The organism is Deltaproteobacteria bacterium CG11_big_fil_rev_8_21_14_0_20_42_23, assembly GCA_002796345.1.
In the GTDB taxonomy this organism is placed as follows: Bacteria; UBA10199; UBA10199; order 2-02-FULL-44-16; family 2-02-FULL-44-16; genus 1-14-0-20-42-23.
This window is the reverse complement of sequence record PCXC01000059.1, coordinates 1-13,434: the sequence shown is the minus strand read 5'-3', so window position 1 is coordinate 13,434 and position 13,434 is coordinate 1. Positions and strand designations below refer to the sequence as shown.

The 13,434-nt window shown below is 42.7% G+C and carries 15 protein-coding genes and 1 tRNA gene; 9 read left to right on the top strand and 7 right to left on the bottom strand.

What is annotated here, in order from left to right:
- The first annotated feature begins 15 nt into the window (after positions 1-15).
- The 4 genes from COV43_07105 (at position 16) to COV43_07090 (ending at position 2,831) form a co-directional block, all read left to right on the top strand.
- Entirely contained in the window at positions 16-285 is a 270-nt protein-coding gene (locus COV43_07105; GenBank protein ID PIR25093.1) for a hypothetical protein, read from the top strand.
- Positions 286-419: 134 nt separating this feature from the next.
- Entirely contained in the window at positions 420-1,751 is a 1,332-nt protein-coding gene (locus tag COV43_07100; GenBank protein ID PIR25092.1) for a hypothetical protein, read from the top strand.
- 70 nt (positions 1,752-1,821) lie between these two features.
- Complete coding sequence (locus tag COV43_07095; GenBank protein ID PIR25091.1) at positions 1,822-2,304, top strand: hypothetical protein; 483 nt, start codon at positions 1,822-1,824, stop codon at positions 2,302-2,304.
- A 38-nt stretch (positions 2,305-2,342) separates the two neighbouring features.
- The gene (locus tag COV43_07090; protein ID PIR25090.1) at positions 2,343-2,831 is read left to right on the top strand and encodes a hypothetical protein; all 489 of its coding nucleotides are present in this window, start codon (positions 2,343-2,345) and stop codon (positions 2,829-2,831) included.
- Positions 2,832-3,091: 260 nt separating this feature from the next.
- On the opposite strand, the gene COV43_07085 is transcribed toward COV43_07090, so the two are convergent.
- Positions 3,092-3,934 carry a cysteine methyltransferase gene (locus COV43_07085; GenBank protein PIR25089.1) on the bottom strand — a complete coding sequence of 281 codons (843 nt, stop codon included), beginning with the start codon at positions 3,932-3,934 and terminating at the stop codon, positions 3,092-3,094.
- 348 nt (positions 3,935-4,282) lie between these two features.
- On the opposite strand from COV43_07085, the gene COV43_07080 reads away from it, so the two are divergent.
- On the top strand, positions 4,283-4,609 hold the full coding sequence (locus COV43_07080) for a hypothetical protein (GenBank protein ID PIR25088.1): 327 nt from the start codon (positions 4,283-4,285) through the stop codon (positions 4,607-4,609).
- Positions 4,610-4,667: 58 nt separating this feature from the next.
- On the opposite strand, the gene COV43_07075 is transcribed toward COV43_07080, so the two are convergent.
- Both COV43_07075 and COV43_07070 read right to left on the bottom strand, forming a co-directional pair.
- Positions 4,668-5,267 (bottom strand): 2,5-diketo-D-gluconic acid reductase, encoded by a 600-nt coding sequence (locus COV43_07075; protein ID PIR25087.1) that lies wholly within the window; start codon positions 5,265-5,267, stop codon positions 4,668-4,670.
- Positions 5,146-5,586 carry a hypothetical protein gene (locus COV43_07070; GenBank protein PIR25086.1) on the bottom strand — a complete coding sequence of 147 codons (441 nt, stop codon included), beginning with the start codon at positions 5,584-5,586 and terminating at the stop codon, positions 5,146-5,148. Before COV43_07070 ends, COV43_07075 begins: the two co-directional genes overlap by 122 nt.
- 441 nt (positions 5,587-6,027) lie before the next feature.
- Between COV43_07070 and COV43_07065 the strand changes: the two genes are divergently transcribed.
- Both COV43_07065 and COV43_07060 read left to right on the top strand, forming a co-directional pair.
- A complete protein-coding gene (locus tag COV43_07065) occupies positions 6,028-6,696 on the top strand; it encodes a hypothetical protein (protein PIR25085.1) in 669 nt (222 codons plus the stop codon).
- Entirely contained in the window at positions 6,693-7,556 is an 864-nt protein-coding gene (locus tag COV43_07060) for a hypothetical protein (protein PIR25084.1), read from the top strand. Before COV43_07065 ends, COV43_07060 begins: the two co-directional genes overlap by 4 nt.
- Here the strand turns inward: COV43_07060 and COV43_07055 are convergent.
- The 4 genes from COV43_07055 to COV43_07040 form a co-directional block, all read right to left on the bottom strand.
- Positions 7,553-7,936: a hypothetical protein gene (locus tag COV43_07055; protein PIR25083.1), complete on the bottom strand. Its 384-nt coding sequence runs from the start codon at positions 7,934-7,936 to the stop codon at positions 7,553-7,555. The genes COV43_07060 and COV43_07055 overlap by 4 nt on opposite strands.
- Before the next feature lie 59 nt (positions 7,937-7,995).
- Positions 7,996-8,072, bottom strand: a tRNA-Asn gene (locus COV43_07050).
- Positions 8,073-8,202: 130 nt separating this feature from the next.
- A complete protein-coding gene (locus tag COV43_07045) occupies positions 8,203-10,323 on the bottom strand; it encodes a hypothetical protein (GenBank protein ID PIR25082.1) in 2,121 nt (706 codons plus the stop codon).
- 91 nt (positions 10,324-10,414) lie between these two features.
- Positions 10,415-10,846, bottom strand: a complete 432-nt coding sequence (locus COV43_07040) for a hypothetical protein (GenBank protein PIR25081.1) — start codon at positions 10,844-10,846, stop codon at positions 10,415-10,417.
- A gap of 151 nt (positions 10,847-10,997) precedes the next feature.
- Between COV43_07040 and COV43_07035 the strand changes: the two genes are divergently transcribed.
- Both COV43_07035 and COV43_07030 read left to right on the top strand, forming a co-directional pair.
- Positions 10,998-12,620, top strand: a complete 1,623-nt coding sequence (locus COV43_07035; protein ID PIR25080.1) for a hypothetical protein — start codon at positions 10,998-11,000, stop codon at positions 12,618-12,620.
- Between the two features lie 156 nt (positions 12,621-12,776).
- Positions 12,777-13,268 (top strand): YajQ family cyclic di-GMP-binding protein, encoded by a 492-nt coding sequence (locus COV43_07030; GenBank protein ID PIR25079.1) that lies wholly within the window; start codon positions 12,777-12,779, stop codon positions 13,266-13,268.
- The last annotated feature ends 166 nt before the right edge of the window (positions 13,269-13,434 follow it).

Genomic DNA, 13,434 nt, shown 5'->3' with positions numbered 1-13,434 from the left:
TCAAGGTCCGCTATCTTGAAAAAATGGGTTTTTCAGGGGGAACTAACTACCTCTTGGCTTTCAAATTTAAAAAGCGGTGCTATCAATGAGAATGAGGAAACACGGGACTTTGACTGTAAAAAGTGCCCTCCGTTTCGGGTAACAGGAATGTTCATGGAAATGAACAATGCCAAAAACAATCCCGATCAATGGAAAGCGTGGGCTAATTATCTGCAAAGCCAGCAAGAACGGAAAAAACGAATTCTCATCACAACAAAAAGTGTCTTACCGACAGCCAAATATTAACTTCTACAGTGCCCCTCAATTCATGGCATCCTTCGCGGTTTTATTTTTCATCCTTACCAAACCACTTTTCGAAATATAAGGGGACGTCCCCTTTTTTACACACAACTTCTCTCATGTTCAGCCGATAATGAATTATGGCTGATTATCTCCGCACAATAAAACAACTCATTGATAAACACCAAATGCTTACCCCAGCTGTGTTAGATGGAGAGAGTGTTCCTCAATTCAAAGCTGATCTTGAAAAAGCAGCGCGGCAACGGATTCAAGAAGAACGTCAGCGCGGCGAAGAGCTTAGAAATAATGCGCGTGCTATTGATGTCAGCAACCCCAACAATGATAGCTATTCTACGAACAAGAGCTACAAAGATCATTGGAACAAGATGGCAGATCACTACCTACAATCTGCCGATCATTTAGAAGCTCAACTTGATAATGGTTTTATAGAAAATTTCACGGCGCCTTTACAAAGCGTGGCAGCTTCTTCTGGTGACAAGGATCGCTTTGATACGTGGCAAGAAATTAAAACAGCTTCACACCTTTTGAGTGCCTATTCTAAAAAACCTCTCCCTGGAATTTGGACCCTAGAAAAATTTGCATCGCCATTAATATTCGCAGAAGAAAAAGATATTGCGGCTTATCAAAAACTAAGAGGGCTCCGCGGAGAAATAAATCATGCTCTGTTTGAACAAACAAAAGGCACACTAGCGCAACACGCAAAAAAAGTTCCTCTGCGGGAGCTGTGCCAGTGGCGCAGCCTTCCTGTCTTTGATGCCTTTGCAACACACGTCTCTGCACTCCTGGAAAAAACACAAAAAAGAACCCCGTGCTTTTTGTATCCAGCCGCAGGAACTCACTATGCATTTCTTCAAACAGTATTTCGCCTTGCAGAAAACAACGCCATTGATGCAGCAACCATTATCGCAACCGATATTCATGTTGACCCAAATAAAATGCTGGCGCACTTCCAAGGTTTGCAGGCTGCCCAAGTGATTGAAAAAGTAGAGCTTGGAAAATCGTATCCCAACTTGAATCAACCGTGGTCATATTTTTTCGTAAGAGAAGGAACAGAGCAAACCTTCACACTGTTTTACCGCAGCACACAGGGAAAGTTAGTTCCCATTTATGTGAAGCTGGCCCTTAATCGTAGTGGGGAAGCCTATTTCCGGGATGAGTATTTGAAACAAGCGGATGCAGTGATTATTCATGATCCCGGCAGTGGAGACGTAAAAGACAGCATCCGCCTGCTGGATGAAATCGTGACAGCTCGAGGCAGAGTAGGATTAGCGCGTGAACAGCTTGTGTTGATGGAAGGCGGATCTGCCGCTCTCAACAGCAAAACGATACAGCAAAGCCATCCCACAAAAATAAAAGGAAGTTACGGCCACTGCAACGGCATTGAAGGCATCGGCGAATTTTTCAACTGCACCCAAGAAGGTGCGATCGTCTTAAGCGTTGGTGAATTCTGAAATATAAGGGGACGGTTCTGCAAGAGATCTATTGACATACGTAGCCGCTAAGTATTAAACTTCGTTTATTATGGCCTGGAAAAATGTCCGTCACTATCTCAAAACAATTGGAAAAAAAGGTGGAAAAGCGCGCGCAAAAAAATTGAGTACCGCAAAACTTTCATCTCAGGCAAGAACTGCCATCACATTTCGTTGGATGCAAAAACGCTTTGGAGTAGAACATTTTGCAGAGCTCGCACTGCCGGGTGCAGAAATCGTTGATGTGGGATTACGTCATCTAAACAACAGAAACCTTTCCAGCATAGAAGCATTAGCTGTGGCCGAGCTTCGTCCAAAATTGCGCTTCTTAGGAGTTCCTGTGCCTGATATATCCCAGAACATGCCTCAAACTCGCACTCTGCTCTATCAAGCAATGGAAAAACAACATGGCGACATGGCTTATGTGCGTTTTTGTGCTCTCCTCGAACGAATAGACAGTTTTTGTGATGCATTAGCCTCGATCGTTCCAACACCTCAACCCACAACTCACCGTAATCGCAGGTGGTATACATGAGCCGAAGAACAATTACGAAAGCACTCCTACAAGAGTTTATGAAATCGGTAGGGCGAGTGCTGAAAAAAAGTGCAACGTTTTATGTAACAGGTGGAGCTACAGCACTTCTTTTTGACTTTCGTGAGGGAACAATTGATATCGACATTGCTGGTGATATGGATGAGTTGTTTTCATCTCTCTCAAAGCTCAAAGAACGTTTACACATTAACATTGAACTCGCGAAACCCACAGATTTTATACCCAGCCTGCCTGGTGAAAAAAAACGCCACATCACTATCGGCACTTTTGGCAAGGCAACGTTCATGCACTTTGATCCTTATGCTCAAGCATTTTCAAAAATTGTTCGAGGTCATAAAACAGACGTAGCTGACGTAAAGGCACTGGCAACTGCTAAACTTGTAGATCTAAAAAAACTATCTGAAATGGTAAAAAAAATACCCGATTCCACTTTTGCAAAATACCCTCGGCTCAACCGACCTGCTGTTGAAGCCGCGCTTGAAAGTTTTTCCAAAGCCATCTTTTCTTGAGCTACGAATTTTATTCGCGTATTCCTTTTGCAATTGCAGCATTTTAAACTGACTCACTAATAAACCTCTTGCATAACCGTAGCGAGCCCTCAACGAAGTCCTCCAATAATGGCAACTCAGTCCATTTTTTGTCATCCTGAGAGTAACGCCCGCCTGCCGGACGGGCAGGAAGGATCTCCTCTGACAATTGAACGAGGAGACCCTTCACATTCGTTCAGGGTGACAACTAATCAACATCGTCATCATTGAGTTATGCAGGGTTATGCAAGAGGTCTAACGTCATCCTTATGAATCTGCGCAACTTCCCACCCAATGAGGCTTGCTTTTTTGGCGGAGCCCCAACGATACTGTCCAAAGCAACCAGTTGATTGAATGACACGATGACAAGGAATGAGATAGGCAACGGGATTTTTTGCAATTGCAGAACCAACGGCACGCACGGCTTTGCTGCGAATATGTGCTGCAACGGCTGAATAGCTTTCCACGCGACCTGGCGGGATCTTGAGCAGCGATTGCCATACTTTAAGTTGAAAAGGTGTCGCTTTGAGGTGAAGTTTTATCTGTTCAAGATCTCCGCTTTCAGGAGAAAAAATCTTGAGCGCTTTTTCCTGTAATGCATCTTTTTTGTTCAACAGAACCGCTTTGGGAAACATCTGCTGTAATCCTTCCAGAGCTGAAACCTCATCATCAATAAAAGCTAAGTGGCAAATGCCTTTGCTGGTTGAGGCAATGATAATGTTACCAAATAGGGTGCTAGCATAGCGGTAGTGAAGAGTGAGATTTTCGCCACCATTTTTATACTCGCCCGGAGTCATACCTTCCACGGTGACGAAGAGATCGTGCAAGCGGCTGGTGCCAGACAAGCCAGTTTCCAAACTTGCATCCAAAAGCGATAAATTCTTTTTGAGAAGTTTCTTGGCGTATTCAATGCTGAGATATTGCAGAAATTTTTTCGGCGTAACCCCAGCCCACTCTTTGAAGAGCCGTTGAAAATGAAATGGACTCAAATGCACTTGTTTCGCAATGTCATCCAGCTCAGGTTGAGCTAAAAAATTCTGCTGAATATAGGCGATAGCTTTTTCGATACGTTGATAATCATTCATAAGGTTGATGCTTAGCGCTGAAATGCCGCGGTGAAAACCCGATTCTTGCGGTATTGAGATAATGACAAAAACAGCTCAAATGTCCTGATTTACAATTTATAAAATTGACCTTACAAATTGTTAAACCTGTTCTGAGCCACTGATATCATGAGTAAAAACAGGGGTCTCACACAAGTAATTCAGGCCAGAATGGCCGAAAAAAAACCTAATTCAAATTGTGCTCGGGCCCTGTCAGGTAGACAAAACTACCGCTTCACGTTTGAACAAGATCTTGTAAACATTGATATCAAGGTAGGGTAAAAAAACGCATCTTGACTTTTCATCATATTTTATTGCAAGAGACAACGCATGCCACATGCCGAAATTAAATGTTCAAGCGATTTGCGAATTAACTTTGATGAGTTGTTTTCGTCTCTTGAAAAGCTCATCAACCAACACGACAGCACAGCCGGGATTTGCAAGTGTCGCGCTTATCTCACCGATGTTTTCAAGCACTCTCATATATTGATCACCATCTCGATGCTCACAAAACCCCACAGAGATGAAAACTTCACAAAAAAACTTTCGCACGATTTGGAAACAGAAATTAAAAAACATCTTAAGCAAGAATGTTATTTTTCATTTCTTCTTGAATATAACCCACTTCATTATGTAACGAATTTTCACTCGGTTTAATTTGAACCTGCTCTCCTCGAACGTTCCCAAAGGGGTCAAGTCTTGACTTTTTTTCTTTTCAAGTCTTTTTCAAGTGAGGAGCAACTTCCGTTGGATTAAGACCACTTGCCGCCCAGGCAATTGCTCTATTTTGATTCAATTTATTCAAGCGTTTCATGTCATCATCAGAAATTGCAAAATCAAATAAATCTAAATTTTCTCGGATACGCTCAAGTTTGCTACTTTTCGTTAACACACAATAGCCGTGCTGCAATCCCCATCTTAATAATATTTGAGCTTCTGATAGTTTAAGTTTTTTCGCAATTTCACAAATTATCGATTGGCATTCTTCTTTTATCCCGACAAGTACATTTCCGCCCTGCCTGTCTTCAGTGCGCCACGTTGAAAGAGGGGCGAGCGGGCTATATGCAATTGGTTCGATTGCATTCTTCTTCATATACATGATCAAATCAACCTGGGCACAAATTGGATGAAGTTCGATCTGATTTGCCTCAGGTTTAGCCATGCCTGCATCTAAAATTTCTTTAATCCTCTCTTCATTGTAGTTTGAAACCCCAATGTGTTTGGTTAGCCCTATTTTTTTTAGCTCTATTAAGGCTCTCCACTGTTCTAGCCTTAGCGCTGATAGCGGAGCTATGTATAAGGTACAGATCAACATAGTCAAGTTGAAGCTTTTTCAGCTGATTTTTTAACGTTTCAATAGTCTGTTTGTAGTCTTTTTCAGGTATCTCCCACTGCTTATATCCTGGAAAAAGTTTGGTAGTTACAGAAATATCATCCCTTGAAATTCCAGCTGCTTTTATCCCTTTACCAGTACCTTCTTCATTATTGTAACCTTCAGCAGAATCAACATGTCTAAATCCGGCATTGAGTGCCTCACGCACACAAGATTCAGCTTGGTCAACTGATAGTTGATAAGTGCCAAATCCCACGAGAGACATACCTATTTTATTACGTGCTGATATTGATATTTTCATAATAATAAAAAAATGGGGTAAGTCTTTACTTTTTACTTTTCCATAATCTTTGTGCAAGCAAGAACATCGGTTACAAATTTTTAAAGATGCAGAGGTGATACAAAACTCAAAAAGGGTTCACGAAAACAACTTTCGAAAACCCTTTATTTACCTGCTCCCCGAGTTGTACGTAAATCTGAACCGCTCCATCACCTTTCCACTCAAAATCAAAACCAGTTTTGGTCACGAATATCGTAAAAAAAACAAATGGTTAGCGAGTCCAGTTTTTGACCTTGGCACATTTTCAAAGTCTAGGGACGGCTCGAAGCTATAGGCATAGATGACGTGCTCAGGCCGACAGATTGGAAATTTGGGGAAATGAACGATGGATTTAGGGGAGAAAACAGAGCTGTATTGACTAAATATTCACGATATTGTACTATATTCACGATCGTGAATATTATGGAAAATCGTGAATACAATAAACCAATCTTGCCGAATCCAGGTCAGCTAACCCAAGCCCTTAAAACACCTGAGCGCTTTTGGATGGCGGTACTTCTTCTCAACCAAACTGGTACCCCCACAGTTCATGAGTTTGCCGAAGCTTCAGATTTAAGCGCCGGTTTCGTTTCAAAATTTGCCAATATCATGAGAGATGCTGGTTTTTTAGAACCGGGCATTCGTCTGAATCTTATTAATCGGGGAGTTTTACTCGACCTCATTCGAGATGCCTATTTCTTCGAAAGCAACCAGGTCATTCCCTATTATGTCGAAGGGGAACCGGAAGCCATTCTAAAAAAGTTTGAAGATGCCTCCGAAGACTACGCCCTGACCAAAATGTGTGGCTCCAGTTTAATTGCCCCCTTTGTTCGATACCAACTGATTGATTTTTACATTCCTAATGCTGAAGCAATCAATTATTGGAAAACAAAATTGAACTTGGTTGATGTTGAAATCTCAGGAAACATCAATATTGTGATTCCGCAAAACCCACGCATTCTCAAACAAACTCAGCAAATCAAAAATCTAAACGTGGTGAATAATATCCAGCTCTATCTTGATTTGTACAGGTATCCAGCACGTGGCCGAGAGCAAGCGGAACACTTAAGAGAAAAGGTATTAAAAATATGACAGATCGATTTTCAACTCACTTTGACAACAACGAAGCCAACCGTTCTCAAATGGTTCTTTTAGAACTCATGGTCATTTTGGGACGGTATCGTAATGATTTGTATTTGGTTGGCGGTTGGGCACCGTATTTTCTTTTGAAAATGTTTAAAAACAAGGACAGCGGCTTTGACCACGTGGGCTCGATTGATATTGATCTGGTGATTGACGCCAAAAATATTTCTGAGAATCAATACGCCAGCATTGTCGAACTCATAACAAATCGCGGTTATGTCGAAAGAAAAAGCCGTGTAGGAACACCTATCCCGTTTTCGTTTGAAAAAGACATTGCTGGTTTGGGCGTTGTTGTTGATTTTCTGGCAGGTGAATACGGCGGCACTTCTAAAAGCCACAGACATCAACGCATTGATGACGAGTTTTTAGCACGTAAAGCCAGAGGTGCTGATTTACTTCCTGAGCATCATCTGACGTTCATGCTTGAAGGCTATTTGCCTGACGGCGCTCATCATAGCAGCGACATTAAGATGGCTAACGTCACGAGTATCTTGGCCATGAAAGGCATCACAATTTCAGAGCGCTACAAAGAAAAAGATGCTTATGACATTTTTTCGATCATTGCTCATTACAAAGGTGGTCCTGATTCTTGTTTTGAAGAAATTAAGGATCACTTAAACAATGGCCTTATCAAAGAAGGTTTGCAGAGTATTTGTGAAAAATTTGAGAGAGTCGATTCTGTAGGCCCAACATGGGCGGCAAAATTCATGGAGCCAAACAATCCCAATGCAGCTCGAATCAAACAAACGGAGATTTATCAGAGGATCTTGCCGTTTGTGGAGAGGCTAAAAGAAATTATTAAAACCTAAGACCAGAGATCTTTTCGCATATGGTTTGCGGTATTTTCTAAATTTTGTTGAGAAGGGTTTTTGATAAAGCGGTCTAGACTATGGATAGTTTTTTCATCAGAAAACAGTACCATGTTTATCTTTTCAGCCTTCAATTCATCAAATAAATCATCAGTAGAATTAAAGTTGCGTCCATGTTCTTTCAAAACGGTTTTTTGTTTTTCAAAATCTAGTGATGAAACCATTAACATCAAAATGCATTTATAACGTGTAAACTTAAAATCATGCTTTTGGCTAAGTAGATTTGATTTTCGATCAAGATAAGATTTCAAAAATACGCCAATCAGCGAACCCAATCCTAAAAGAGAGAGTGTAGATAAAATATCTGAGAATGAGGGCAAGATACTGAGCTCCCATAAGAAAAAACTCGAACCCGAATTAAATCGAGTTCGAGTCTTGTTTGCTCCGCAGCCCGGACTCGAACCGGGGACCCTCTGATTAACAGTCAGATGCTCTAACCGACTGAGCTACTGCGGAATATATTTTTAAAGAACGTGCTGCTGACTGCGAATTGCAAAGGGGGCGTCTAGCATTCGGGGAAAATCTTGTAAAGCGTTGATTTCCGCTTATGTTTCAAGTGTTTTAGCTGTTTTTCCCTTCGCAGTGGCTACTCTGCGCATAACAACAAGCGTCTGCACAACTGTGAAGAATTACAGCCGTTGCCTTGAGGAATTGAAATCACGTCGCCCGGAACGCCAGTTTGCAAGGCGTTTTGCTCGGCACCGCAATTTCCCCACTCGATGGGAATGCCGTTAATATCATGACACTCAACGCCGCCAGTTCCAAATTGAGTACAGCCAACAACCCCAATAGTACACGTGCCCAAGGTCATGCGAAGAGAACAAGTGATATCAGCTGGCCCATTTTGATTGGGGCGATTAAAGCAATGCACTTCGCGCGGCAAACAGTCGCCCTCATTGGGAAGCACATCCGGCTCGCGAAGCGGGCAGGCTTCTTCGTGCGCAATTTCTTGCACATGCAAACGATAAGCATCGGCCTCTGCGGTTCTGTTCAGCTTTACATCTCCAACCACCATCTCCAAACGCGAAGCTCGAAGGAAGGCAACATTTTCATCTTCCACTTTTCCATTCACAGCCAGGCGAAGATCACTTGCATTCGCTCCAACCGCTTCAAGCTCTACACGCCAACAGTGGCCGTCTGCTAAATTTGTTTCTAAGGTATTGTAGCAATCGCTGCTCATTGATTGAAGCGCTCCACTTTCAAGCCCAAACCACAGATCATCTTCAGTTTGAAGTTCCATTTGTGAACAATGCGGATAGTTAAAGCTTGGAATTTTTCGCCTTACCACGTTCATGTAATTTTCGCCTAGAGTTGCATGAACCGTTGGCACCGTTGAGAGCGCATCATTTAAACTGGTGTAGGTAAGCGAAGAAGAGGAAGTGCTGAGCGCGGCAAACACTTGTGGCAAGTAGCTTATCTCGCCATTGGCAAGTCCTGTAAAAAATTCCATGGTTTTGTAAGGGCGATAGTCATCAGAAGAATTATCCAAGCCAAAATTCCAATCTCGATGTTCACCACAGTACGTGCTATTAATGAGGGTGTTCGCATTTCCCCCTGCTACCGCCCACGCTCCCATAGCCGATGAAGTAGCTTCGTTAAACCACACATCTTCAACATCGGGAAGGGTGGCTGCTTGAACCGCATGAAATAATTCATGCATCACCGTATCACCGCATCGCAACTGGTCTTCCGCAATGAGGGCCAACTCGGTAAACTCAAGTTTTCCGTTGTTGGGATCGTAACATCCTTTTACGGCTGTGTTTGAACAAGCCGTGTTTGCTCTTCCTGCCACAAATGCCACCGGAAGGTAGATCGGCAAATCACGAGAGCCTGTAAACGCATTGATATCACCTCTTGCAATCTGAAGTGACAAAGCCGTTGTGAGCAAGAGTTTTGCCTTTGACCAACCCTGATCAACCAAAAGTTGTGTGTTGCTTCGGATGCGCTCATGCACGCGTTCTAATTGATAACGAGCGTTTCCTTCTTGGCACAATGCTCGTTCGGCAACGGTCATTTTTGCAGGTTCGCAAATAACCGCCCATGGTGTTTCCTCAAAATTATAAATCGTTCTTGTTAATTCTGTTGCGAGTGGGCTTGCTTTTGAAACTGATTTCGCTCCAAACGATTCTTCTCCGCGATCTTTCTGCACTGATCCAATAAAAACAGTTAACGGATCACCCGCAACAAGCGCTACTTCAATGGTTTCCGCGGTGGCATAAAAAGCTACCGAATATTCGCCCGTGTTTTCGTCATACTCCCCCAAGTGAAGAGACCAGGTTGCTGATTTTCCTTCTCCATATGCAATGTGCTCTCCGCGATTTCTCACCTTTGCAAAAAGGCCTTTTCCTTCTTGCAAAAGTGATTGCACTTTTTCTTTTGAAAGCGTGAAGGCAAGTACAAACGCCTTTTCTTTTGTTTGTTGTGCTTGTGAAAAATGGAGGGAAATACTTTTGCTTAACAAGGTATAACCAGCAAGCTCTGTCACATCTACAGCATCTTCGCTAAGACTCACTGAAATGTTTTCGGAAAAAATGCTGGACGGAAGATACAAGGTACTCTCACTTCCCTTCACGGTAACTTCGGTGTTGCTCTCTACATTCACCGAAACACCAGGCCCAACAGAAATCGTTTTTACACCAGAACCACCGCTGCAAGAAAGAGTGGTAACCACAAGCAGCAACAGCAAAAAAAAGTTTTTTATGTTCATAGCATTTCCTTTGCCGCCTTTCAAACAAGACTGGAAGCGACTTTCCTCAGGTTAGACAAGATTAAGTGTATCAAAAAAATAAACGCTTGGCTTATTTTATTTTTGTAGAAACATTGTAATACACATCAAAGAAACGCCTATTTTTTCGGAGAGAAATCAACGAAAAAAACGCTAGCGCCACGTGAAAAAAGTGGAGACTCCCTATAAATGAGGCGTAAAACGGAGTGAGGATAAGGTAAGTAAGAAAAAAACTCGTTGCCAGCAAATAGGCTTTGATAGAGCGTTTCAGAAGAAAGATGAACGCAAACACTCCAAGCCCAGCCAGCAAAAGACTGGTCCATGCCAGTTGAACATTTGCAATGTCATAGCCCAAACGATGAAAAAAAACCCAAGCTTCAAAACTGGGCAAAAAAGCTGTCTTCAAAAAGAGAAAGGTGAGAAAAAAAATAAAATAAAGCAGCACAACTCCAGCAACGTAAATCCCAACTGGGCGATGGTAACATTTTATTTGAAGAAAATTCATGTTCAAGAGACTATAAAAGAATACACAGTGGATTCAACTGCAATCTTTGTTCTTTCGTTTTGAGATTTTCTTTTGCTCACAGCTTTTTCTTTCATTTAGATTTTAAATATGCTTTTTGTTTCGTTCTAATTCATTTTACTGGAGGGATAATATGAAACAGTTTTTTCTACCGCGTTTAGTGTTGCTCATGTCGATTTTTTCTTTTTCTTTCCATCTTTCAAGTTGCGGTTCGTCTGGGAACAGCGGAACAACAGCTGACACAACAACTTCCGCAGTGGTTCCCGCCGACGTTGTTGTAAGCTCACCAACAGCATCAACATCAGTTTCTGCATCTCTGGGCGTAAAAACGCTTAAAGCAGTAGGTGATGCAGCAACGGAAGATTATGATGCAAAAAAAACTGCACTTCAAAATTTAATTTCTGGCGATAACGACTGCGCCTTTACACTCCAAATTCCAAGCGTAAGCTCTCCTTCCTGCTACGGACCCCCTGTAAACTTCAACGGTCATCTCAACTCAAGCGCTATTGACGGCGACACCAACGATGATGGGCAAGCAGATGATGACGGCGCACTTCCATCTGGCGACACCGGCATTTGGAATACAACTCAAGGCGTCTCAGAAGCTTGCGCCGCTGCAAAAATGAATGAACTTGTGCAAAAAGTTTCAGCAAATGTAGATAACATGATTAACATTGCTGCCGTAATGGCTTGCTCTGGAAAGAAGGCTGGAACAACACTTCCCACCATTGGAGCAACGGTAGATCTTGCAAGTACTGTAGAGAGTCAATCTACTGTAAGTGGTCTTACGGTTTCATCTGCAACCCTTGCTCGCAAGGCAAACGTTGATGCAAACAGCGACGGCACAACAGATCCTGTCTACGTTTCTACCCTTGGTGTCAGCATGGATTTTGGAGGTGCAATTGGAGTTCGAACGGGCACCATCACCTTGAAGCACATTCCAACCACATCAGATAATAGTACCTACAAAGGAAAACTTTCTTTTTCGATGGCAAAGAGCTCGGAAGATGGTGGAAACTGCGCAGGAACAGCAGGAACAGAATCTGGCGCCGTAAATGCGGGAACCATCCTCTATGAAAAAACATCCGGTACTTCTCTCACCTACGAAACAAATTTCGCAGAGTTTTGTGGATCAAGCACAGATCCATTTGATACAGACAACAACATAGATCCAAGCGATAAAGTTTCTACAAGTAATACTGACGGATGGGGAAATAATTGGAATTATGGATTGTTCGCTCTTAATCCGTCTAATGGAACGGGCACCTTTGCCTACGCCTGGCAAGCCGGCCAGGGCGATGGCAACACGCGCGTGCTTGATGTTACCACCTCAATTGATAGTAGCGACAACTTAAGTGGAACGGCGTACTTTGGTTTTGGTACTGATATCGCAACGGCAGCAGGGCGTGGAACCATTACCGCTATGATTTGTAATTGGGCCGGACCAGGAAATACCCATACCGGACTTGAAAAAGCACAACGGCAAGTGATGAGCAAGGCAAGCGGAACCGACACCTGGATTAGCAGCAGCGCCAACATCACCTATGCTCCAAGCAACTCGTGCGACGCTGGCATTGGTGATGGATTTATTTACGAAGCCGTTAACAGCGGAACTTATGCTGCTGTTGCTGGCACAAGTGGAAGTGAGCTCAATTTCGATAACGACCGAGAAACAGATGCAGCAGCTGTGACCAATAATCTCGTCAATCTCACAGATGTTGTTTTCACCGCACCAACAGCGCCTACCGATATTTAAAAAAAGACATCAAGCCTAAAAAAGGAGAGCTTCTCTGCTCTCCTTTTTTATTTTTCACCTGACTTTAAACGCAAGCTACACAACGCTTTAGCGCTTGCATGTTTTTTCTTACAGCATTACTAGCAAACGAAATCGATCATACACGAAGGAGTTTTTATGCCATCATTTGATATTGTGTCTGAAGTCAATCAACAAGAACTGGACAACGCCATTAATCAAGCGCGCAAAGAGTTAGAAACGCGTTACGATTTTCGTGGAAGCAAAAGCAATATCGACTTCGATAAAAAAGAATTGGTGATAAAACTTATCTCCGATGATGACTTCAAAATGAAAGCGCTCATCGACATCATTCAAACCAAAGCCATCAAACGCGGCATCGACATGAAAGCACTTGATGTTGGCAAAGTAGAAGCTGGCGCCGATGGGCTGGTGAAGTGCACCGTGAAATTGAAAAACGGAATTGATCAAGACACTGCAAAAAAAATCACAAAGAGCATCAAAGACACAAAAATGAAAGTGCAAGCTCAAATCCAAGACACTCAAGTACGCGTCACCGGAAAAAAACGAGACGACTTACAAGAAGCCATCGCCTTCATAAAATCACAAGACTTCGGCCTACCACTTCAGTTTGAAAACTTTAGGGATTAAAGTCTCACCCTCTTTGTCATTCCCGCGAAGGAGGCTGAGAAATTTTAACCCATGGCAAAACTTTCGATAGTACATAGTCCCCCCTGAAAAACCCTCCATGAGCACATCGAAGTGAGTAATGAGAGTGGTTTACGGTTTGGTGTTGTTGAAAAAAGGGCGTTTGAAA

Excerpts from the sequence above, each read along its gene's own strand:
- COV43_07035 (PIR25080.1), top strand. The coding sequence starts at position 10,998 with ATGAAACAGTTTTTTCTACCGCGTTTAGTGTTGCTCATGTCGATTTTT.
- COV43_07100 (PIR25092.1), top strand. The coding sequence starts at position 420 with ATGGCTGATTATCTCCGCACAATAAAACAACTCATTGATAAACACCAA.
- COV43_07065 (PIR25085.1), top strand. The coding sequence starts at position 6,028 with ATGGAAAATCGTGAATACAATAAACCAATCTTGCCGAATCCAGGTCAG.
- COV43_07045 (PIR25082.1), bottom strand. The coding sequence starts at position 10,323 with ATGAACATAAAAAACTTTTTTTTGCTGTTGCTGCTTGTGGTTACCACT.
- COV43_07090 (PIR25090.1), top strand. The coding sequence starts at position 2,343 with ATGAAATCGGTAGGGCGAGTGCTGAAAAAAAGTGCAACGTTTTATGTA.
- COV43_07080 (PIR25088.1), top strand. The coding sequence starts at position 4,283 with ATGCCACATGCCGAAATTAAATGTTCAAGCGATTTGCGAATTAACTTT.
- COV43_07030 (PIR25079.1), top strand. The coding sequence starts at position 12,777 with ATGCCATCATTTGATATTGTGTCTGAAGTCAATCAACAAGAACTGGAC.
- COV43_07070 (PIR25086.1), bottom strand. The coding sequence starts at position 5,586 with ATGAAAATATCAATATCAGCACGTAATAAAATAGGTATGTCTCTCGTG.
- COV43_07085 (PIR25089.1), bottom strand. The coding sequence starts at position 3,934 with ATGAATGATTATCAACGTATCGAAAAAGCTATCGCCTATATTCAGCAG.
- COV43_07095 (PIR25091.1), top strand. The coding sequence starts at position 1,822 with ATGGCCTGGAAAAATGTCCGTCACTATCTCAAAACAATTGGAAAAAAA.
- COV43_07040 (PIR25081.1), bottom strand. The coding sequence starts at position 10,846 with ATGAATTTTCTTCAAATAAAATGTTACCATCGCCCAGTTGGGATTTAC.
- COV43_07060 (PIR25084.1), top strand. The coding sequence starts at position 6,693 with ATGACAGATCGATTTTCAACTCACTTTGACAACAACGAAGCCAACCGT.
- COV43_07075 (PIR25087.1), bottom strand. The coding sequence starts at position 5,267 with ATGTTGATCTGTACCTTATACATAGCTCCGCTATCAGCGCTAAGGCTA.